Genomic DNA, 21,120 nt, shown 5'->3' with positions numbered 1-21,120 from the left:
TCACTGTCCACTCCCGGCACAATCCCTCCCCACGAAACCCTGCGGTTTCCATCTCTCCATGGACGGAGTCCCTTGCGCCATTGCATTGCGCAACACAGGGCCCAGGCCGGTCGCGCTGGGCTTTCTTTTTCCGCACAAGAACACGATCCGAATACCTCGATGCCTGCCTCGCGTCCCCCATCCCGCTTGCAGCGCCTGCTTCCGGCGCCCCTGAACATTCCCCCAAAAGAGTGGCTGCGCGCTGGCCTCGGCGCGCTGCTCGGCCTGTTTCTCGCCGGCTACCTGTGCAGCCTGGCCTACGGCCCATCCATCGCCCTGCACCTGCTTGGCCCGTTGGCCGCCTCGGCGGTGCTGGTGTTCGCCGTGCACTCCGGGCCCCTGGCCCAGCCCTGGCCGGTGCTGGGCAGCTATGCCGTGGCCGGCGTGGTGGGCCTGGCCATGCGCCACGGTTTCGGTGATGGCCTGTGGGTGGCGGCCGCCGCGCTGGGTGTCGCGATCCTGGTGATGTGCCTGCTGCGCTGCCTGCACCCGCCCGGTGGCGGCGTGGCGGTGAGCGCGGTGCTGGCCGATCCGGGCCTGGTGGCCATGGGCGACCACCTGCTCGAACCGGTACTGCTCAATGCGCTGGTGCTGGTGGGCGTGGCTGTGCTGTACAACCGCCTGACCGGGGTTCGTTACCCCAAGGGAGCGGCGCCGCGCAAGGACCTGCACCATACCCACGATCCATTGCCAGGTGAGCGGGTCGGTATCCGTGGCGAAGACCTGGACCAGGCCCTGGCAGAGATCGGTGAATTCGTCGACGTCACCCGCGACGAGCTGGAACGCATCATCCTGGCCACCGAGCAGCATGCCCTGCAGCGCAGCCTGGGCGGCATCACCGCGCGCTCGGTGATGTCCCGTGACGTACAGGCCGCCACCCCGGCCACCACCCTGGAGCAGGCCTGGCGGATACTCGCCGATCATCACCTGAAGACCCTGCCGGTGCTGGAAGATGGCCGCCTGGTCGGCATCGTCAGCCTCAGCGACCTGATCGGCGCGGCAATGGCCCGTGGGCGGTTCAGCTGGCGTGGTCTGTTCCGTCGCCAGCCCGTGCGCCTGGAACAGGTGATGAGCCGCCAAGTGGTCAGTGTCGACGGCGAGCAACCCCTGGAACGCTTGCTGCCGTTGCTCAGTGAACAAGGCTTGCACTGCCTGCCGGTACTCGACGGCGAGCGTCTGGTGGGAGTGATCACCCAGACCGACCTGATCGCCGGCCTCAAGCGACACCTGCTCAGGGCCGCCGCGTCGGGCTTAGATCAGCGGGTCCCAGCGTTGTGACCAGTCACTCTCGCCGGCGGCCACCAGCCGGCGCAGTACCGCGAAGGCCCGCTGCAGCGCCTCGCTGTCACGCTCGCGGGCATGCACCAGGAAGGTCGGGTAGGTGAACTCCGGCGCCTGGGGCACGCGCTCGAACACGCCGCTTTGCAGGTAGGCCTGCACCACTCGCGTGCGGAAATAGCCGCTGCCGCCGCGGTCGAGGATGAACTGCAGGGCCAGTGGCCCAAGGTTGAAGCTCAAGGCCGGGCGTGACAGGTCGGGTAGGGCGGCATCGTGCTGGCGGCGGAATGCCTCGCCCCAGTCGATATAGACATACGGATCGGGTGCATCGACCCGACGCACGCGGATCAGCTTCTCTTCCATCAGTTGCTCGACCTGCAGGCCCGGGCCATAGGTCGGTTGGTAGACCAGCGCGGCATCGAGCAGCCCCATCTGCACCTTGCGCAACAGCGATTCGCCGTCGCTGACCTCGCTGCGGATGGCGTGGCTGGGCAGCTCGCAATGCAGGGCGCTGACCCAGTCGAGCAGCATCGGATTGCCCAGGCTCACCTCGGCGCCCACGTGCAGCACCTGCTGGCAGCCCTGGGGCAGCGGCAGGTCGCGGCGTGCCGCTTCCCAGGTCTGCACCAGCTGGTTGGCATAGCTGACGAACGCCTCGCCGTCGCTGGTGAGGCTGGCGCCATTGCGGCTGCGCACGAACAGCTGGCAGCCCAGTTGCTGCTCCAGGCGCTGGACCCGGGCGCTGATCGCGGTCTGCGACACGAACAGGCGCTCGGCGGCGGCGACCAGGCTGCCGCAGCGGACGATTTCCAGGAAGGTGCGGGCCTGCTCGATATCCATGGGGCGGTTCTGTGGCGGGAGGGGTGGCCTATTCTAGAGGCTTTGCACCGTTGTGGGGCGCTTAACCGCGCAATTGCGCCTCCAGGCTGGCGAAGGACGGGCGAGCCATCACATCGGCCTGTTGGCAGCTTAGCGCCAGTGCCAGCAACACGTGCTCCTGCGCGGCGCACTGCTGCAGCAGTTCCTCCAGGAGGATGCCGAAGGCGCGCACCTCCAGGCGTTCGAGCGCCTGGGCCTGGGCGCCGCCGTCCTGCGGATGGAACGAGGCGGCGCCGAAGTCACCCAGCAGGCACTGGCCATCGTCGTCGAACAGGATGTTGTGGGCATAGAGGTCGCCATGGCTCAAGCCACGCTCATGCAGGTGGGCGCAGACCGAGGCGATGCCACCGACCAGGCGGCGCAGGGCGGGCAGGGTCAGGGGGCGGTTGTCCGGGTAGCGGTCGCGGGTGCAGCTGTCGAGGCTGGGAGGACCGGCCAGGTTCGACCAGTGCGCGTCGATCAGTTGCATCACCAGGGCCGGTAGCTGTTGCGGGTGGTCGTCGATGCGTCCGGCCAGGCGCACCAGTTGCGGGTGGTCACCGGCGGCGATGCAGGCGCTCATTTCCGCCAGCGGCGAGCCATCGCTGGTGATCGCGCCCTTGTACAGCTTGACCGCCACCGGGGCATCCTGGTCGCGCAGGTGGGCACGGTGAATCACCCCGGAGGCGCCGCGGCCGAGTTCCTGCCCAAGGTCGATGTCCTGCCAGTGCAGCACAGGGCAGTGCCCGTCCGCGGCGGGCGCCACCAGGCCCGGCGGCAGTGGGTTGTCGGCATACGCCAGCCAGGCCAGGCGTGGCATGCGCAGCAGCCAGTCGGGCAGGGCCTGCAGGCGGTTGCTGGCGATGCGCAGCAGCTCCAGCCGTTCGCAGCGCGCCAGGCTTTGCGGCAGGCCGCGCAGGCGATTGCCGGCGAGCATCAGTTTCTGCAACTGAGCACAGTCGCCCAAGGCTTCGGGCAGTTGCTCCAGCGCGTTGTCGGTGAGCACCAGCGAACGCAGCGAGGGCGGCAGCGCCTGTGCGTCGACCCGGGTGATGCGGTTGCCCCTGAAACCTGCGGTCTCGAGCACCTGGCAACGGCCGATGGCGTGGGGCAGGTGGGTGAAGCGGTTGTTGGAGCAGAACAGCACCTTGAGCCGGGTCAGGCGGTGCAGGTCTGCGGGCAGGTCGCTCAGCCTGTTGCCGGTGAGGTCGAGCACCTCGAGGCTGTCGGCCAGGTCGAAGATCTCCCGGGGGAAATCGGTCAGTTCCTGGCAGAGGTTCAGGCGGGTGATGCCGCGCAGGCGGCCGGCGCGCAGGTCGTCGAGGGTATGCATGGGACTGTTCTGTGTTCGGGGCCGAGCATTGTAAGCGCTCGGGTGCGGCAAATCTGCATATGGGTTGCGACTTAAGTCCGATGGCGGCGCTGTCACCCCGGTCCATACTCAAGGTTCGCCCTTCAATAACAACAAGTACCGGGTTGCGAAACAATGACCTATCAGCACAGCTACGCCCATTCCATTTCCGATCCCGCCGCCTTCTGGCAGGCCCAGGCCGAGCAGCTGGCCTGGCAGCGCAAGCCGACCCAGGCCCTGCAGCAGAACGCCGACGGCACCCACCGCTGGTTCGCCGACGGCCGCCTCAACAGCTGCCACCTGGCCCTCGACCACCAGATCGAGCAGGGCCGTGGCGAACAGCTGGCGCTGATCTACGATTCGCCGGTGACCGGCGTGCAGCAGACCTTCACCTACCACCAGCTGCGCGACGAGGTGGCGCGTCTGGCCGGGCTGCTGCGTTCGCTGGGCGTGGGCAAGGGCGACGGGGTGATCATCTATATGCCGATGGTGCCCCAGGCGGCCATGGCCATGCTCGCCTGCGCCCGCATCGGCGCGGTGCATTCGGTGGTATTCGGCGGCTTTGCCGCCAACGAGCTGGCCCTGCGCATCGACGATGCCCGGCCGGCACTGCTGCTCACGGCCTCGTGCGGGCTGGAGTTCGACCGGGTGATCGAATACAAGCCCCTGGTCGACCGCGCCCTGCAGCTGGCCCTCCATCAGCCGCGGCATGTACTGGTGCTGCAACGCCCGCAGGCGCGTGCTGAGCTGCAGGCCGGGCGCGACCTGGACTGGCAGCAGGCGCTGGTCGGCGCCGAGCCGGTGGCACCAGTGGAGCTGGACGCGGGTGACCCGCTGTACATCATGTACACCTCCGGCACCACCGGCAAACCCAAGGGCATCGTTCGCGAGAACGGCGGCAACGCGGTCGCCCTGTGCTATGCCATGCGCCATGTCTACGGCATGCAGGCGGGTGATGTGTGGTGGGGGATTTCCGATGTGGGCTGGGTGGTCGGCCATTCGCTGATCGTCTATGGGCCGCTGATGAGCGGCTGTACCACGGTGTTCTACGAGGGCAAGCCGATCCGCACCCCGGATGCCTCGGCCTACTGGCGGGTGGTGGAGCAGTACAAGGTCAACGGCTTGTTCTGCGCACCCACCGCCATGCGTGCGATCCGCAAGGAGGATCCGGAAGGCGAGCTGATCCGCCGTCATGACCTCGGCTCGCTGCGCCAGCTGTTCCTGGCCGGAGAGAAGCTTGATTCGAGTACCCATGAATGGCTCGAGCGGGTCAGCGGCAAGCCGGTGCACGACCACTGGTGGCAGACCGAGACCGGCTGGCCGGTGACCGCGCCCTGCGTCGGCCTCGAAGGCAGCGCGGCGCGGCCGGGGTCGAGCAACCGCGCGGTACCGGGTTATCACGTGCAGGTGCTGGACGACGACGGCAAGCCGCTGGGGCCCAACCAGCAGGGCGCGATCGTCATCGCCCTGCCGTTGCCGCCGGGGTGCAGCCAGACGCTGTGGGGCGACCACGAGCGCTACCTGCAGGCGTACCTGCACAGCTACCCTGGCTATTACCACACCGGTGACGGTGGCTACCTGGACGAGGACGGCTTCGTCTACATCATGGGGCGCACCGATGATGTGATCAACGTCTCCGGGCATCGGTTGTCCACCGGTGAAATGGAGGACCTGGTGGCGCGTCATCCGGCAGTGGCCGAGTGCGCGGTGATCGGCGTGCACGACGAGATCAAGGGCCAGGTGCCGTTGGCACTGGTGGTGCTCAAGGACGGCCAGGGCATTGGCGAGGCGCAGTTGCAGGGCGAACTGGTGGCCAGCGTGCGCGAACAGATCGGTGCGCTGGCCTGCTTCAACCGGGTGCGCCTGGTCAAGCGCCTGCCCAAGACCCGCTCGGGCAAGATCCTGCGGGCGGTGCTGCGCAAGATCGCCGATGGGCAGGACTATGTGCCGCCCTCGACACTGGATGATCCGGCGGTGCTGGCTGAAATTGAAGGCGTGCTGGCAGACCTGCCCAGGGCAGGTTGAAGTCATCGCGGGGCAAGCCCGCTCCTACAGGGGGAGTGCAATCCTCTGTAGGAGCGGCCTTGTGCCGCGAAAGGCTGCAAAGCAGCCCTGGCAACTCCAAGCCGGGCGCCCTTGAAAAGGCTGGTGCTTAGGCCCCCACCTGATGCAACTGCCCCAACCGGCTGCGGGTACGCATCAGGTCGGCCAGCGACCCGCCCAGGCTCTGCTCCAACGGCCGTTTGCCGATCACCGTCACCTGGCGATCCTGGTCATACAGCACATCCACCAGGTTGACGAAGCGCTGCTGCGCCGCCAGCGAGCATTCGGCCAGGTCGTCCAGGCCCACGATGATCCAGTGGTCATAGTGCTCGGCCAGCGCCAGGTAGTCGATCACCGCGGTGGGCTGCTCGCAGAGGTCGTCGAAGGCAAACATTACCAGCCGTTCCTCGCAGGCCAGGGCGCGCAGCGGCCGTTTGTTGATCTCCAGCACGCATGGCGAAGTTGTCGGCAGCGCCATCGCCTGACACTGCTCCGGGGTGCCCGGCCAGACATAATGCCCCTGGGTAAACCGCTGATGCGCGCGGTTGGCCGGCAGGCTGCGAAAATCCGTGTCCCCGTTCACTTCCAGCACCTGCATGCGGCTGTTGATCAGGCGGATCACCGGCAGGAAGCGCTGGTGGTACAGCGGATTGGGCAGCAGCCCCTCGGGGGCGTAGTTGGAGGTGACCAGCAGGAACACGCCACGGGCGAACAGGGCATCGAACAGCCGGGTGAGCAGCATGGCGTCGCCGATGTCGTGGACGTGGAACTCGTCGAAACACAATACCCGGCAATCCCCCAGTAGCTCGTCGAGGGTCGCCTCCAGGGCATCGTCCAGCGCCCGATGGCGATGCATCCCCTGGTGCAGGCGGGCGAAGAAATCATGGAAGTGCAGGCGACGCTTGGCCACGGTCGGCACGGCCTGGAAGAAACCATCGAGCAGCCAGCTCTTGCCGCGTCCGACCGCACCGTGCAGGTACAGGCTGCGTGCCTGGCCCGTCGCGAGTGCGGCCAACAGCGTGGCCATTGCCGCGATTACCCGGCGTTGCCCGTCACTCAGGGTGTAGCCGCGTTCGGCCGCGCGGTCCTGGAAGTAGCCCGCAAGGGCGGTGTCCGCAGGTGGTTCGTGGCGCAGGCGCTGGCCGAGCAGGCGCAAGGGCGCGGGAATCCAGGTGGACAAGTGGCGGGCTCCTCGGGGCGGATCTGGGGCAGGGCGCAGCTTGCGCGACGCCGGGCATTTTGACCAATCGAGAATGTGCCGGGCAATGATCGTGAAATGCGATAGGTCAGGCCTTGTGCTCCAGCTGTCGCTCGATCATGTACTTGATCGCCAGGCGGCGCTCCTTGAGGTGGCGCAGGTCGTCGTCCTGGAAATTGCCCGCCGAGATCGACTCGGCGGCCAGCACCTGGTTGTCGATGTCCATGTACTCGTCGAGCAGGCGGTCGAGCTGCGGGTCGTGCTGGCGTCGCTGCTGGACGATCTCGCGGGGGTAGTGCAGGTCCTGGTAGAGGTCGTGGGAAACAGGCATGGCGTCCTCCTTGTGATGCGCCGATGGGGTCTATCTGGTTGGAAGGGAGGAATGCGATTGTGTTGAAGCGAGGCGGGGGAATTGCGACGAATGGTTGTCGTGGGGACTGTCGCGGGGCAAGCCCGCTCCCACGCCAAAACACTTTGGCTGTGGGTAATATTGCGCAGAGCATGGCGCTAAAAGCATCGGCAGCGTGGGAGCGGGCTTGCCCCGCGATAGGGCCGGCAGAAACAACACAAAATCGGGCTGGCATAACTAACCTTCTGTTTTTCTGCGTATTTTTCAAAAAAAAGCTTCCCACCTCGAAAAAAGGTTGTTAAAGTGCCGGCCATTCCCGAGCAGCAACACACGGAGCTGCAAAGGGGTTGTCAGTGAGGCGGTGAATCAGTCACTCGCCAGATCCGATACAGGGGCGTCGCCAAGCGGTAAGGCAGCAGGTTTTGATCCTGCCATGCGTTGGTTCGAATCCAGCCGCCCCTGCCATTTTCAAGCTATACCATCTCCCTAAATCGCCTCTCGGCGATTTTTTCGTTTCTGCCTACCGGTTTTCCAGCAACTCGGCCAGCGTCTGGGCGAGGGCGTGTTCGTGCACCGGTTTCTGCAGCACCTGGCACCCCGGCAACTCCAGCCCCTGCAACTGCGCGTAGCCGGTGAGGAACACCACGGGCAGCCGTGGGTAGCGCTCGCGGGCCGCCAGGGCCAACTGGGCGCCGTTGAACTCGGGCATGGCGAAGTCGGTAAGCAGCAGGTCGATGCGCTCGTCGAGCAGCGCCATGGCCTGCTTGCCGTCGTGTGCCTGTTGCACCTCGTAGCCTTGGCGTTGCAGCAGGTCGCAGATCATTTCGCGCACCAAGTGGTCGTCATCCACCAGCAGAATGCGCCGTTCGCTGCCTTGCCTGGACAGCGGACGCAGTTCGTCCTGTCCCACCGTCAAGGTGTCGGCGCGGGCCTTGACCGCCGGCAGGTAGACACTGACCAGGGTACCGCGGCCCGGTGTCGTGTCGATGCGTACGCCGCCGCCGGACTGTTTGGCGAAGCCGAACACCTGCGCCAGCCCCAGCCCCGAGCCCTTGCCGATGTCCTTGGTGGTGAAGAACGGCTCGAACGCCTTGGCCAGCACGTCCTCGCTCATGCCGCAACCGTTGTCGCGGATGTTCAGCACCACGTAGTCGCCGGGCTCCGGTTCTTCCGGACGTTGCGCACGGGTGCTGACCCGGGTGTTGCGTGTGGCCAGGGTCAGTTGGCCACCTTCGGGCATGGCGTCGCGGGCGTTGATCGCCAGGTTGAGGATGATCATCTCGGTCTGGGTCGGGTCGGTCAGGGCCTGCCACAGACCGGCGTCCAGCTCCAGGCGCACGGTGATGCTGCCGCCCAGGGTGCGGCGCAGCAGCTCTTCCAATCCTGCGAGGGTCTGATTGAGGTTCAGCGGCACCGGTTCCAGGCGCTGCTTGCGGGAGAACGCCAGTAGCTGGGCGGTTAGCTTGGCCCCGCGCTCGCCGGCCTCGCGGATATGCTGCAGACGCTTGCTGGCCTTCTCCAGCTGGCCCTTGTCCAGGTCGCTCTGCAGGAAACTGGCGCCGGTGAGAATCACCGTCAGCAGGTTGTTGAAATCGTGCGCCACCCCGGCGGTGAGCTGGCCGACTGCTTCCAGGCGCTGCATCTGCTGTAGCGCGGCCTCGATGCGTTCACGCTCGGCGATCTGCTCGCGCAGGCGCTTGTTGGCCTCGGCCAGGTCCAACACCGCCTCGCGTTCGCTGGAGATGTCGCGGGCGACCACGTGCAGCAGGTTGTCGTCCGCCACCACCACCCACGACAGCCAGCGCTGCTGGCCTTCGGCATGCAGGATGCGGCCGACGAAGCGAGCGCTGGTGCGTCCCTGGGACAGCGTGGCCAGTTCGGTGAGGAAGCTTTCCTGGTCGGCCTCCGGCAGCAGATGCAGCAGCGAGATCTGCGCCAGGCGCTCGCGAGGGAAGCCCAGCGCCGTCTCCCAGGCCGGATTCAGCGCGACGGGGGTCAGGTCCTTGTTGAGCACGGCCAGTAGATCCTGGGACAACTCCCACGCACGGTCGCGTTCGCGGGTGCGACGCTCGACCCGTTCGCCGAGCATCTCGTTGAGCTGCTCCAGCGCCTGGGTGGCCTGGCGTTGCGGGTGGATGTCCTGCAGCACGCCGGAAAAGCGCACGCACAGGCCGTCGACGAACTGGGTCTGGCCGGTGGACAGCAGCCAGCGGGGCTCCAGCGCGCCGGCCGGGGCAATGCGGAACTCGGCGCGGTAATGGCCGTCGCTGTCCGGGCGCATGGCCTGCTCCACAGCGTCGCGCACGCGCGGCAGGTCTTCGGGATGGATGCCGGCGTAAAACACCTCGAGGTTCATCCGCGTGTCGCTGGGCAGCCCGAACAGCATCTTGCAGCGATCATCCCAGACCATCTGCCCATCCTGCGGACGGTAGTCCCAGGTGCCCATGCCGGCGGCGTCGATGGCGATGCGCGCGCGCGCCTCGGCCTCGGCCAGGGCTTCCTCGGCGCGGCGCCGGCGCTGGCGCTCCTGCACCTCGGTCAGTGCCCGGCGCACCGCCTTGGGCAGCAGCGGCAGGTTCTTCTTCAGCACGTAGTCGGTGGCACCGAGGCGGATCATCTCCACCGCGTGCTCCTCACCATAGATGCCCGAGAGGAAGATGAACGGTATGTGCGGGGCGATGCGCTGGGCGGTGGCCAGCACGTCGGCGCCGGAGGAGCCCGGCAGCACACAGTCGCACAGGATCAGGTCGTAGGGGGCTTCGCGCAGGGCGTGCTCGGCGCCCACATGGTCGAACACCAGCCGCGACTGCACCTGCAGCCCGCTGCGCTCCAGGCGCACCAGGATCAGCTCGGCATCCATGGCGCTGTCTTCGACCATCAACAGCTTCAGCGGGGTGTGCTGCATCGTGTTCGCCTCAATTGCTGCCGCGTCGGTTCAGGCGCAGCGAACCGGGTGGTGGTTCATTGAGCACCGCCCAGAACATGCCGAGGTCGGAAATGGCGGTGACGAACTCCTTGAATTCCACCGGCTTGACCACGTAGGCGTTGACCCCCAGCTCATAGGCCCGGCGCAGGTCGGGGCCTTCCCGCGAGGAGGTCAGCATGACGATGGGGATGCTGCGCAGCTCGGCGGTGTCGCGCACCACCTTGAGCACTTCCAGGCCATCGACCTTGGGCAGCTTGAGGTCCAGCAGCATCACCGCCGGGTTGCCGTCATCGCGTTCGGCATAGGCGTTGCGTCGCAGCAGGTAGTCCAGCGCGTCGGCGCCGTCGCGCACGACGATGACCTCGTTGGCCAGCTGGCTGCGCTCCAGGGCGAGCAGCGTCAGTTCGAGGTCCCTTGGATTGTCTTCGACCAGCAGGATGGGCTTGAGCATGGTGTCCGGCCTCAGGCAGACGTGGGGTGGAGGGGGAGGGTGAAGTGGAAGCTGGCGCCTTGGTCGATGCGGCCCTCGGCCCAGACCCGGCCATCGTGGCGCTCGATGATCCGCCTTACGCTGGCCAGGCCGATGCCGGTGCCCTCGAACTCGTCCATGCGGTGCAGGCGCTGGAACACGCCGAACAGCTTGTCGACGTAGGCCATGTCGAAACCCACGCCGTTGTCGCGCACCAGGAATTCGATCTCGTGCCGGTGGCGCACGGCGGCGATCTCGATGCGCGCCGGGTCGCGGCCACGGGTGTACTTGATGGCGTTGGCGATCAGGTTGTGCAGGACCATGTTGATGAAGGCCGGGTCGGCGATGACCTTGGGCAGCTCGGCGATTTCCCAGGTGACGGCGCGGCCTGCGTAGTCCGGGGCCAGCTCCGTGCGGATGGCATCGATCAGGGTGTTGAGGTCGACGTCGGTCAGGCGCAGCGCCGAGCGGCCCATCTGCGAGAAGTTCAGCAGATTGTCCACCAGGGTGCCGGCAAACTGCGCGGCGTCCTCGATATGGCCGAGAAAGCGCTTTCCGCGTTCCGACAGTTTCGCGCCCTCGATCTCGCCGAGCAGTTCGCTGTAGCCGGCGATGTGCCGCAAGGGTGCGCGCAGGTCGTGGGACACACTGTAGGAGAACGCTTCGAGTTCCTTGTTCGAGCGCCTCAGTTCGCCGGCCAGTTGCGCCATTTCCTCGGCCTTGCGCAGGACGATGCCGAGCACCGCGCCGCGCAGTTCCTGCACGCCTTCGATGATCAGCGGATCCCAGGGCGCGCTGAAGCCGCGCACTTCCTCCTGCCAGCGCTCGAAGCTGTGCCGTGGGTTGAGGTTGCCCTGGGGCGCCACGGTCTTTTCCGGGCGGCCGGCCCAATTCACCGTGTGGGCCTGCTCGGGGCGGAACCACAGCAGGTAATGCGAATGGATCTGCGAGATCGCCACCGCCAGCACGCCGGCGGCATGCCGGGCCAGCTCCGGCAGCTCGTCGACGTCGCGCCGCACGTTTTCGGTATGGAACACTGCGTCGCCGCCACGCTGTGCCAGCCAGTGCGCCAAGGCGTTGACTTGCGCCGCCGGCGGCGTGGCGCCGATCAGGTCGCAGCGCTCGGCGCTGATGATCGCCGCGCCCGTGGCCCCGGCGAACTGCAGCATCACCTCGGGCAGGGCCAGCAGGCCGTCGCTGACACTGTCGTGGTCGGCCATCGCGGCGAGCATGCGCACGATGCGCTGGCGCAGGTCGAGCAGCTGGCGGGTGCTGTCGTGCGACTCGATGGCCTCGATCTGCAGCGACAGCACGTTGGCCAGCAATTCGCAGGCGGTGCGGGTCTTGAAGTCCACCGGGCGCGGTTGCTCGTGGTGGCAGGACACCAGCCCCCAGAGCTGGTCGTTGACGACGATGGACAGCGACATCGAGGCCAGGGTGCCCATGTTGCGCATGTACTGCAGGTGCACCGGCGAGACGCTGCGCAGGGCGGCGAAGCTCATGTCCAGGGCCTTGCCGGTGCGCGGGTTGGCGGCCGGCACCAGGGGCGAGGGCTGGTAGTTCGCGTCCTCGATCACCCGGATACGGTTGATCCGGTACAGCTCGCGGGCCTGGCGCGGGATGTCCGAGGCCGGGAAGCACAGGCCCAGGTAGCTGGGGTAGCCAGGGTCGGCGTCCTCGGCCAGGACCGTGCCGGTGCCCTCGCTGTCGAAGCGGTAGGCCTTGACCCGGCCGAAGCCGGTGATGCGCTTGATCTGCCGCACCGACTGCTGCAACAGCTCGTCGATTCGGGTGGCCTGGTGCAGGGTGCTGACGAAGGCGCGGACCAGGGGGTAGTAGTCGTCCTTGCCAGCGTTGCCCGGCGAATCGCGGTGGGGTTCGAACTCGAGGATCAGCACCTGGTCGTGACGGTGGGCCAGCACCCGCAGTGCGGCGGGCCAGGGGGCGCCTTGGTGCAGCCGTGCATCGCCGATGTGGAACGGGAAGATTTCATCGTCGGGCAGGTTCGCCAACTGTTGGCGCAGGTCGAAACCTTCGCCGACCAGTTCGGCGAAGGCCTGGCCGATCAGGGCGCGGGCCGGCACGCCCAGCCAGCGCTCGGCGTTCTCGCTGGCCTGCAGCACGCGCAGGTCGGTCTCGTCCAGCACCAGCAGGAAACCCTGGGGCTGAATGCTGCCCGGAACCTGGATCGGCTCCTGGGCACAGCGCTCGATTGCCTGGTCGAGCGAGGTCGGGTCGGTCGTCACGGGACTCTCCTGTAGGGTCCGTCCACGCATGGGGCATGCGTTTGCACAGGATGTTGCTGCTGAACGGTATCAGAATGGCGGCCGCTTTGCCGGGGTCTGGTTATTTGAAAGGTGATGGGCGCCAGGGTTTCGTGGTCGGGGCGGGAAATTTTCTGGGGCGCCTGTGCACTGGCCTGGCTACCGACTCCGTCCTTTTCATTAATGCCAAAGAGGGGTAGGCCCACCCCGGCCCGGATCCAATCGCGCTGCTACGCTCAAGCTCAACCCATACGCACAAGGATCGACCGGTGACGGAGCGCTTAGTGGCCATGCTGTTGGGCCTGTGGTTGAGTGGCAACGCCATGGCAGCGGATTTTCTCGTTGAAGTGCAGGTGCGCGTGCAGCGCGGCTGCATGCTGGTCACCCAGCAGCGCGAGGCCGGCCCGCAGGCGCTGGGGCGCATCGACCTGGGCAGCGTGGCGCGCCTGGACGGCCCAGGTGCGCCGGCCAGCGGCGTGCTGCTCGCCCAGCGCCCGCCGCGCCTGGAGTGCAACCCGGACACCCCGTACCAGGTGCGTGTCGATGGCGGCCAGCATGGTGGCGTCGGCGAAGTGCGCTACCTCGCCAGCCCCGATGCCCAAGCCCGACCGATTCCCTACCGCCTGTTCCGTGACGCCGCCTGGCGCCAGCCGCTGGCGGTGGACGTGGCGCAATCGGCACGGGTGCCGGACAGCGGCTCGGCGGAGCTGCCCCTCTACGCACGGATCGACACGCTGGCCTGGGCGCCCCGCGCCGGGCTGTACGCCGACCTGCTCAAAGTCACGGTCACCTGGTAGGGAGGCTGCATGCTCATGGACGCGTTGCACCGTGGTTCGATCCTGCTGCTGACCCTCGGCCCGCTGCTGCTGCCCAGTGGCGCGGCCCACGGCACCACCACCGGCTTCATCCAGGCGCGGCTGGTGATCAGCGCCGCCTGCCAGATCAGCAGCGACCCGCAACCGGCCACCCTGGGCAACCCGGGCCTGATGGACTTCGGCGCCCGCGGGCCGACCTGGGACCAGCCGCTGACCAGCCGGGTCGACGAGGCCGGCGGCGAGGGCAGCCTGCAGATCAGCTGCTCGCCGCAGGTGCGCGCCTTCAGCGTGCGCATCAACGGCGGGCAGAACGGCAATGACGGCGTGCGCCGCCTGAGCAACGGCCGCGAACTCATTCCCTATCAACTGGCCATCGATCCCGGTGGCAACAGCCGCTACGGCATCGGCCAGGCCCGTACCTTCACCATCAGCGGCACCCAGCAGGTGCCCGTGCCCATCTACGGCGTGGTGGTCGCGCAACCGCGCGCGCTGCCTGCCGGGCTGTATCGCGACACCCTCAGGGTGACCCTGGACTGGTAACACGCAAGGAGATTCCGATGCCCAAGCACCTCACCCGCTGCATCTTCGCCGGCCTTGGCCTGGCCCTGGCCGCCCAGGCCCAGGCCGCCACCGTGACCGGCACCATCAGCTCGACCCTGACACTGACCGCCGCCTGCCAGGTCAACGGCAGCGGCGGCACCTCGGGGCTGAACTTCGGCAGCCTCAACTTCGGCACTCAGGACTCGCTGTTCACCACCGCCAATGGCCAGGTGCTCGGCGGCGGTGGCGGGGCCATGAGCATTCTCTGCTCGGCAGGCACGGTGCCGACGATCAAGGTGCGTGCCGGTACCCACGACTCGCAGTCCGCCGGCGGGACCCGGGCCCTGGCCGATGGCGCGGGCAATTTCGTGCCCTACGACTTCTACACCGACGCCGGGCACACTCAGCTGCTGGCGATCGACGGCACCATCACCCTGCCGACCAGCACCGGCGTGGCGCAGACCGTCAACCTGTACGGCCAGGCCCGCGGCAAGGCCGGCCTGCCGGCCGGGGTGTACACCGACACGGTGGCGGTCGAGCTGAGTTTCTGAGCCATGCCGGGCACGGCGCGGCTGCTGGCCGTCGGGCTGTGCCTGGCGCTGACCCAGGGTGCCCACGCGGTCACCACCAGCACCTTCCAGGTGACGGCGCAGATCGTCGCCGGCTGCCTGGTGGTCGGCGGCGTGACGGCCTATGGCGTGCTCGACTACGGCACCAGCTCGGCGCTGTCCACCGCCACCCTGAGCACCTCGCTCGGCGGCAGCACGGTGACCTTCCAGTGCACCCCCGGCGTGGCCCTGAGCATGAGCCTGGATGGCGGCCAGAACAGCACCAGCGGCACGCGCAACCTCAAGCGTTCGGGGGGCACGCAGCTGCTGGCCTACCAGCTGTACCGCGACGCCGCGTTCAGTCAGAGCCTGGGCATCGGCAGCAGCGTGGCGGTGAGCTACAGCGACCCGACGGCGATCAAGCTGCCGGTCTATGGCCGTACCACCCTGACCGGCACCCTGCCGGCCGGGACCTATACCGATGTCGTGCAAGTGACGGTGACCTGGTGACAGGCCACTGCGGATAACCGAGAAGGAGAGGGGCATGGGGGCAGGCGCGAAACGGGCGCGTGGGATCATCGGGCTGCTGCTGTTGGCCAGCTGCGCATCGGCCTTCGCGGCCACTTCGGTGCTGATCTGGCCGATCGACCCGGTGCTGGAGGCCGACCAGAAGGCCGGCGCACTGTGGCTGGAAAACCGTGGCTCGGCGCCGACCAGCCTGCAGGTGCGGGTGTTCGCCTGGCGCCAGGGCGAGTACCAGGAGCAGTTCCAGGCCCAGCGCGAGATCATCGGCAGCCCGCCGGTGGCCACTATCGCGCCGGGGCAGAAGCAGCTGATCCGCCTGACCCGCACCGGCAGCTCGCCGGCAGGGCAGGAGCAAGCCTACCGCATCATCATCGACGAGATCCCTTCGCCGCTGCCGGCCGATGCCGCCAGCGAAGGGCCAAAGGCGGCGATCCGCCTGCAGATGCGCTACTCGGTGCCGCTGTTCGTCTACGGCGAGGGGCTGTGGGGCAAGCCCGACCCTGAGGGCAAGCGCAGCGTCGAAGGCGTGGGCAAGCCGCAGTTGAGCTGGCGCGCGGTGACGGTGCAGGGCAAGCCCTATGTCGAGCTGCGCAACACGGGGCCGGTGCATGCGCGGCTGACCGACGTGGTGTTGCAGCAGGCCGGCCAGGACCGGCCGCTGGTCGAGGGGCTGCTCGGCTACGTGCTGCCTGGCGCCAGCATGCGCTGGCCGGCACCGGCCGCGCCGGGCGCCGCCAGCGTGCTCAAGGGGCGGGTCAACGGCCAGGAGGTGGCCCAGGCCATCAAACAGGGGCAATGAGCCGCGCTTGAACGGATCACAGGGGCCAGGGAGGACCCGGTAATGGTTGGAAGTCGTGTGTGAGCTGGGTGCGGGTGGCAACGCACCGATTGTGCCTGGGCCTGGCGGTGCTGGGGCCCGGCCTGGGCGTGGCCGACGACCTGCCGCCGCCGCCCTCGGAACAGGCCGCCATCGCCGACGCCACGCTGTACCTCGACCTGCAGGTGAACCAGGTGGCCAAGGCTGAGCTGGTGCCGGTGCAGCAGCGCGCCGGGCGCCTGTACCTGGCCAGCGAAGTGTTGCGCGAGGCGGGCATCAGGCTGCCGGGCGAACCCCAGGGCGAAGTGGCCCTGGACGAGATCCCCGGCCTGCACAGCGACTACGACAGCCAGAACCAGCGCCTGCTGCTGCAGGTGCCGCCGGCCTGGCTGCCCAACCAGCAGGTCGGCGAGCGCAACCTGTACCCGGCCAGCGACGCGCGCAGCAGCTTCGGTGCCTTGCTCAACTACGATGCCTACCTCAACGATACCGACGAGGGCGGCAGCTACCTGGCCGCCTGGAACGAGCTGCGCCTGTTCGACGACTGGGGTACCTTTTCCACCACCGGGCAGTGGCGCCAGTCGTTCAATGGCGCCCAGGCCCAGGGCCGCCAGGGTTTCCTGCGCTACGACACCACCTTCCGCTACACCGACGAGCAGCGCCTGCTCACCTATGAGGCCGGCGACCTGGTGACCGGTGCGCTGCCCTGGACCACCTCGGTGCGGGTGGGCGGCCTGCAACTGTCCCGCGACTTCGGCGCCCGTCCCGACCTGGTCACCTATCCGCTGCCGGCCTTTGCCGGCGAAGCCGCCGTGCCGACCTCGCTGGACCTGTTCATCAACGGCTACAAGAGCAGCAGCACCGAGCTGCAGCCGGGCCCCTATACCTTGACCAACGTGCCGTTCATCAACGGCGCTGGCGAGGCGGTGGTGGTGACCACCGACGCCCTCGGCCGCCAGGTGTCGACCACCTTGCCGTTCTATGTCACCAGCAGCCTGCTGGCCAAGGGGCTGTCGGACTTCTCGGTGGCTGCCGGCAGCCTGCGCCGCGACTATGCCGTGCGCGATTTCGCCTATGGCCCGGGCGTGGCCTCGGCGACCTTGCGCCACGGGGTGTCCGACTACTTCACCCTGGAAACCCATGCCGAGAGCGCCGAGTCGATGATGCTCGGCGGCCTGGGCGGCAACCTGCGCCTGGGCACCTTCGGCGTGCTCAACGCGGCGCTGACCCAGAGCCGTTTCGAAGGCGATACGGGTCAGCAGGTGGCGCTGGGCTACCAGTACAACAGCCGGCGCATCGGCTTCAACTACCAGCGCGTGCAGCGCCACGGCGACTACGCCGACCTGTCGCTGGTCGACAGCCCCTTCACCCGCCTGAGCCAGCGCAGCGAGCAGGCCACCCTGAGCCTCAACCTGGACCGCTATGGCAGCCTTGGTGCCGGCTATTTCGACGTGCGCGCCGGCGACGGCACGCGCACGCGGCTGATCAACCTGAGCTGGAGCAAGCCGCTGTGGCGCAACAGCAGCCTGTACCTGTCGGCCAACCGCGAGGTCGGTGACAGCCAGTGGGCGGTGCAGGCGCAGCTGGTGATCCCCTTCGACCTGCGCGGCACCCTGGCCTTCAGCGCCGAGCGCAGCAAGGACGGCCAGGACCTGCAGCGGGTCAACTACAGCCAGGCGGTGCCGGTGGGCGGCGGGGTGGGCTACAACCTGGGCTACGCCACCGGCGGCAACCGCGACGACTACCGCCAGGCCGACCTGACCTGGCGCCTGCAGTCGGTGCAGTTGCAGGTGGGCGCCTACGGCAGCGGCGGCGAGATGACCCGTTGGGCCGACGCCAGCGGCTCGCTGGTGTTGATGGACGCAGGCTTGTTCGCCGCCAACCGCATCGACGACGCTTTCGTGGTGGTCAGCACCAGCGGCTACGCTGACGTGCCGGTGCGCTACGAGAACCAGCAGATCGGCCGCACCGACCGCAACGGCCACCTGTTGGTGCCGTACAGCAGCGGCTACTACCGCGGCAAGTACGAGATCGACCCGATGGACCTGCCCGCCGATGTGCTGGCGCCGCAGGTGGAGCAGCGCGTGGCGGTACGCCGTGGCAGCGGCTATCTGCTGGAATTCCCGCTCAAGCGAGTGCTGGCGGCGAGCCTGGTGCTGGTCGATGCTGACCAGCAGGAACTCAAGCTGGGCAGCCGGGTACGCCATCAGGAAAGCGGCGGCGAGGCGGTGGTGGGGTGGGATGGGCTGGTCTACCTGGAGAACCTGGCGCCGCACAATCGCCTGCAGGTGGACAAGGCCGATGGCGGCCAGTGCCAGGTGGCGTTCGACCTGCCTGAAGGGCAGGGGCCGATCCCGCTGATCGGCCCGCTGGTGTGCCGATGAACCGGCTGGCCAGCGGTTGCCTGGCGGGGTTGCTGTCGCTGCCGGGGACCGCCTGGGCGCTGTGCTCGGCGGTGGCCACCGCGCCGGCGGCGTTCGGTTCGGTCAACTCGACGCTGGTGCGCACCACGGTACAGAGCGCCTCGAGCACCAACGCCGGCCTGCAATGTACCGGTTCGCTGTTGTCGTTGCTGGTCAGCAGCGACCATTTCTACGCCACCATCACCTCTTCCAGCAGCGGCCTGGTGGGGCCGACCGGCGATGTGATCCCCTATACGATCTACGCCAACAACACCACCAGTTACCCTATCAGCCGGGGCGTGCAGTTCGACTTTGCCCGCAATGGCATCATCGACGCACTGGGCCTGCTCAACGGCAGTACGCCCAGGACCGTGCCGCTGTACCTGAAGACCGTGGTCGGCGCCAACGTCGCCGCCGGCCTGTACCAGGAAACCCTGAACATCGCCTGGAGCTGGAACTACTGCTCGGGTATCGGTATCGGCAACATTTGCCTGGGGCGTGACATCGGCAGTGGTAACCAAACCCTGCTGGTCAGCCTTACGGTGACCAACGACTGCCAGATCACCACGCCCAACATCAGCTTCGCCAGCGCGCCGGTGGTGGCCGGGTTTGGCACGGTGAACCAGAGCGTGAGCGTGTCGTGCACCAAGGGCAGCAACTACACGGTAGGGCTGGATGACGGGCAGAACGTCTCGGGCGGGCGGCGGCGGATGAAGTCCAGCGCCAACAACTACCTGGCCTACGATATCTTCAAAAGCGCCGGCGTGGTGCGCTGGGGCTCGGTGGGCGCGGCGCGGCGTTCGAGCAGCGATGCCGAGGTGAACCCCGGGGCGGGGACCGGGACGGGGAGCCAGGTGTTCAACTACAACGCCAAGGTGTACACCGACCAGGCCACGCCGCCGGCGGCGACCTATACCGACAGTGTGATCCTGGATGTGCAGTTCTGAGTAGGCTTCCTCGCCTTCCACGGAACAGAACGTAACGGGGCAGCGTGGGAGCGGGCTTGCCCCGCGATGTGGTGTATGGCACCGGCTACGCCGGTGATCGCGGGGCAAGCCCGCTCCCACGCTGGTGATGTTCCAACATTGCTCTCTGTACGACAGCGCAGCCTGAAGGGCAGGGCGATTTCCGATAGGAGATCGCGTTGCTCAGCGCAAATCGTCGACCATCTTCAGCAACGTCTCCAGCACCGCCCCGGCCAACGCCTTCGAGCGCTCGCCCGACCAGCCGGTGCGCGGGTTCGGCGCATCGTCGTGGTCCTTGAACGGCATCTCCAGGGTCAGCGACAGGCAGTCATGGGCCTGGCCCACGGCATTGCAGGCCAGGGTCATGTTGGCCTGGCCCGGCTCGTCGCGGGTGTAGCCGTACTTGGTCTGGAAGTCCGGCGTCAGGCTGCACAGGGTGCTGCGGAACTGCTCTTCCAGTTTGGCGATGCGCGGCGTGTAGCCGGGGTTGCCCTCGCAGGCCGCGGTGAACACATGGGGGATCTCCTCGTCGCCATGGGCATCGATGAAGGCATCCACGCCATGCAGCTTCATCTGGCTCTGGGCGAAGAACACTTCGGGGCTCAGTTCAACGCTGGCGTCCTGCCAGGCGCGGTTCAGGTCCTTGCCCTTGAAGTTGGTGCGCAGGTGGCCAAGGAAGGCGCCGTCCGGGTTCATGTTGGGGATCAGGTACAGGTCGGCCTTGGCCAGCAGTTGCCGGATGACCGGGCCGTTGGCTTCGAGGGCGTCGATCACGCCTTCCATGAACCATTCGGCCATGTGCTCGCCCGGGTGCTGCTGGGCGATGATCCACAGCTTGCGCTTGCCGTCCGCGCCATTGCCCGCGCGCAGCAGCGGAATGTCGCGCCCCTGCACGCTGCGCCCGCTGGCCAGCAGTTCGACGCCCGGGATCTGCTTGGCGCGCTCGATCAGCTGGTTGTGACGGGCGCGCGGGTAGGGCTCGAAGTAGGCGAACCAGGCCTGCGCCTGTTCAGCCTTGAAGTCGAAGCTCAGGGCCTTGCCGTCGAACTGGCTGGGCACGCGGAACCAGGTCTGCTGGTCGTAGGAGGCCACGGCGTGGTAGCCGGTCCAGGCGTTCTTGTAGGAGGACTCGGCAGCGTTGTCCAGGCTGAAGCGATGGACCTGGCCCGGGGTCAGGCCGCTGGCCTTGAAGTGGAACCACTGGAAGTGGCCACTGTTGGTGTCCGGGCGGATGTTCAGGTGGACATGCGCAGGGTTGCTGGCGTCCAGGACCAGGATGTTGCCGGAGTCGAAATCGCAGTCAATGTGCAGCGGGGAGAGCGTCACGGTCATTGCCAGCCTCCTGTTGGCGTTGTTGTGGGAGGTACTCTACACCGCGAAAGGTGTTCAGGGTGTCACTTTGTTCGTGGCCTGTGAGTCGGTGGAGGGCTCAGGGGCGGTGCGGGATTCGCGGTCTATGGCTTCCGGCCATTGCACCCTGGGGGCTAATCGGCGAATGGGGGTGAGTTCGAAGTCATTGTCCCAATCGCGGGGTGGGCGAACAAAGGTGGGAAGTGCGTCTGGGCCCTGTTGCATGAACAGTCTGATGATCTCCCAGTATTGCTTGCCATCCTCAAGGTCATGACTGAAGAACAGGCGGTCGATTATTTCGTTGGTACCTGTCTTGCGTACGGCGATGACGATATTCTCAACGAGTCCGCCGTTGCCCATCGGGGCATAAAGGCTATAGACCT

The 21,120-nt window shown here is 67.3% G+C and carries 18 protein-coding genes and 1 tRNA gene; 10 read left to right on the top strand and 9 right to left on the bottom strand.

What is annotated here, in order from left to right:
* Positions 1 to 159: 159 nt before the first annotated feature.
* On the top strand, positions 160 to 1,317 hold the full coding sequence (locus tag VUG52_RS17890) for an HPP family protein (protein ID WP_050705083.1): 1,158 nt from the start codon (positions 160 to 162) through the stop codon (positions 1,315 to 1,317).
* Here the strand turns inward: VUG52_RS17890 and VUG52_RS17885 are convergent.
* Both VUG52_RS17885 and VUG52_RS17880 read right to left on the bottom strand, forming a co-directional pair.
* Positions 1,291 to 2,157: a LysR family transcriptional regulator gene (locus VUG52_RS17885; protein ID WP_050705084.1), complete on the bottom strand. Its 867-nt coding sequence runs from the start codon at positions 2,155 to 2,157 to the stop codon at positions 1,291 to 1,293. The two genes, VUG52_RS17890 and VUG52_RS17885, sit on opposite strands and share 27 nt — an antisense overlap.
* 61 nt (positions 2,158 to 2,218) lie before the next feature.
* Positions 2,219 to 3,508 carry a leucine-rich repeat-containing protein kinase family protein gene (locus tag VUG52_RS17880; RefSeq protein WP_050705085.1) on the bottom strand — a complete coding sequence of 430 codons (1,290 nt, stop codon included), beginning with the start codon at positions 3,506 to 3,508 and terminating at the stop codon, positions 2,219 to 2,221.
* A 153-nt stretch (positions 3,509 to 3,661) separates the two neighbouring features.
* Here VUG52_RS17880 and VUG52_RS17875 point away from each other — a divergent pair, with 153 nt between their 5' ends.
* Complete coding sequence (locus tag VUG52_RS17875) at positions 3,662 to 5,551, top strand: propionyl-CoA synthetase (protein WP_050705086.1); 1,890 nt, start codon at positions 3,662 to 3,664, stop codon at positions 5,549 to 5,551.
* A 127-nt stretch (positions 5,552 to 5,678) separates the two neighbouring features.
* Here VUG52_RS17875 and zapE read toward each other — a convergent pair whose 3' ends face one another.
* On the bottom strand, positions 5,679 to 6,749 hold the full coding sequence (zapE, locus tag VUG52_RS17870) for a cell division protein ZapE (RefSeq protein ID WP_050705087.1): 1,071 nt from the start codon (positions 6,747 to 6,749) through the stop codon (positions 5,679 to 5,681).
* A 106-nt stretch (positions 6,750 to 6,855) separates the two neighbouring features.
* Positions 6,856 to 7,098: a hypothetical protein gene (locus VUG52_RS17865; RefSeq protein ID WP_050705088.1), complete on the bottom strand. Its 243-nt coding sequence runs from the start codon at positions 7,096 to 7,098 to the stop codon at positions 6,856 to 6,858.
* Between the two features lie 408 nt (positions 7,099 to 7,506).
* On the opposite strand from VUG52_RS17865, the gene VUG52_RS17860 reads away from it, so the two are divergent.
* Positions 7,507 to 7,581: transfer RNA gene (locus VUG52_RS17860), tRNA-Gln, on the top strand.
* A gap of 55 nt (positions 7,582 to 7,636) precedes the next feature.
* On the opposite strand, the gene VUG52_RS17855 is transcribed toward VUG52_RS17860, so the two are convergent.
* The 3 genes from VUG52_RS17855 to VUG52_RS17845 are packed head-to-tail and all read right to left on the bottom strand — an operon-like array spanning position 7,637 to position 12,787.
* Entirely contained in the window at positions 7,637 to 10,021 is a 2,385-nt protein-coding gene (locus VUG52_RS17855) for a hybrid sensor histidine kinase/response regulator (RefSeq protein ID WP_050705089.1), read from the bottom strand.
* Positions 10,022 to 10,031: 10 nt separating this feature from the next.
* Positions 10,032 to 10,493 carry a response regulator gene (locus tag VUG52_RS17850; protein WP_050705090.1) on the bottom strand — a complete coding sequence of 154 codons (462 nt, stop codon included), beginning with the start codon at positions 10,491 to 10,493 and terminating at the stop codon, positions 10,032 to 10,034.
* A gap of 11 nt (positions 10,494 to 10,504) precedes the next feature.
* Complete coding sequence (locus tag VUG52_RS17845; protein WP_050705091.1) at positions 10,505 to 12,787, bottom strand: ATP-binding protein; 2,283 nt, start codon at positions 12,785 to 12,787, stop codon at positions 10,505 to 10,507.
* Positions 12,788 to 13,044: 257 nt separating this feature from the next.
* Between VUG52_RS17845 and VUG52_RS17840 the strand changes: the two genes are divergently transcribed.
* The 7 genes from VUG52_RS17840 to VUG52_RS17810 all read left to right on the top strand — a co-directional run bounded on the left by VUG52_RS17840 (position 13,045) and on the right by VUG52_RS17810 (position 19,369).
* On the top strand, positions 13,045 to 13,572 hold the full coding sequence (locus VUG52_RS17840) for a Csu type fimbrial protein (protein WP_050705093.1): 528 nt from the start codon (positions 13,045 to 13,047) through the stop codon (positions 13,570 to 13,572).
* 24 nt (positions 13,573 to 13,596) lie between these two features.
* Positions 13,597 to 14,130 carry a Csu type fimbrial protein gene (locus VUG52_RS17835; protein ID WP_050705101.1) on the top strand — a complete coding sequence of 178 codons (534 nt, stop codon included), beginning with the start codon at positions 13,597 to 13,599 and terminating at the stop codon, positions 14,128 to 14,130.
* A 17-nt stretch (positions 14,131 to 14,147) separates the two neighbouring features.
* Complete coding sequence (locus VUG52_RS17830) at positions 14,148 to 14,681, top strand: Csu type fimbrial protein (RefSeq protein WP_050705094.1); 534 nt, start codon at positions 14,148 to 14,150, stop codon at positions 14,679 to 14,681.
* Positions 14,682 to 14,684: 3 nt separating this feature from the next.
* Entirely contained in the window at positions 14,685 to 15,188 is a 504-nt protein-coding gene (locus tag VUG52_RS17825) for a Csu type fimbrial protein (RefSeq protein ID WP_052896426.1), read from the top strand.
* Positions 15,189 to 15,222: 34 nt separating this feature from the next.
* A complete protein-coding gene (locus VUG52_RS17820) occupies positions 15,223 to 16,002 on the top strand; it encodes a fimbrial biogenesis chaperone (protein WP_050705095.1) in 780 nt (259 codons plus the stop codon).
* 68 nt (positions 16,003 to 16,070) lie between these two features.
* Positions 16,071 to 18,404: a fimbria/pilus outer membrane usher protein gene (locus VUG52_RS17815; RefSeq protein ID WP_156329613.1), complete on the top strand. Its 2,334-nt coding sequence runs from the start codon at positions 16,071 to 16,073 to the stop codon at positions 18,402 to 18,404.
* Positions 18,401 to 19,369, top strand: a complete 969-nt coding sequence (locus tag VUG52_RS17810; RefSeq protein WP_050705097.1) for a Csu type fimbrial protein — start codon at positions 18,401 to 18,403, stop codon at positions 19,367 to 19,369. Before VUG52_RS17815 ends, VUG52_RS17810 begins: the two co-directional genes overlap by 4 nt.
* Positions 19,370 to 19,570: 201 nt before the next feature.
* Here the strand turns inward: VUG52_RS17810 and VUG52_RS17805 are convergent, their stop codons facing one another.
* Positions 19,571 to 20,719, bottom strand: a complete 1,149-nt coding sequence (locus VUG52_RS17805) for a M14 family metallopeptidase (RefSeq protein ID WP_050705098.1) — start codon at positions 20,717 to 20,719, stop codon at positions 19,571 to 19,573.
* Between the two features lie 54 nt (positions 20,720 to 20,773).
* On the bottom strand, positions 20,774 to 21,097 hold the full coding sequence (locus VUG52_RS17800; protein ID WP_371263134.1) for a DUF6708 domain-containing protein: 324 nt from the start codon (positions 21,095 to 21,097) through the stop codon (positions 20,774 to 20,776).
* Between the last annotated feature and the right edge of the window lie 23 nt (positions 21,098 to 21,120).

Source organism: Pseudomonas sp. LH21 (assembly GCF_036549575.1).
Lineage (GTDB): Bacteria > Pseudomonadota > Gammaproteobacteria > Pseudomonadales > Pseudomonadaceae > Aquipseudomonas > Aquipseudomonas peradeniyensis.
The sequence above is the reverse complement of the archived record's forward strand: the minus strand, read 5'-3'. Positions and strand labels throughout refer to the sequence as shown.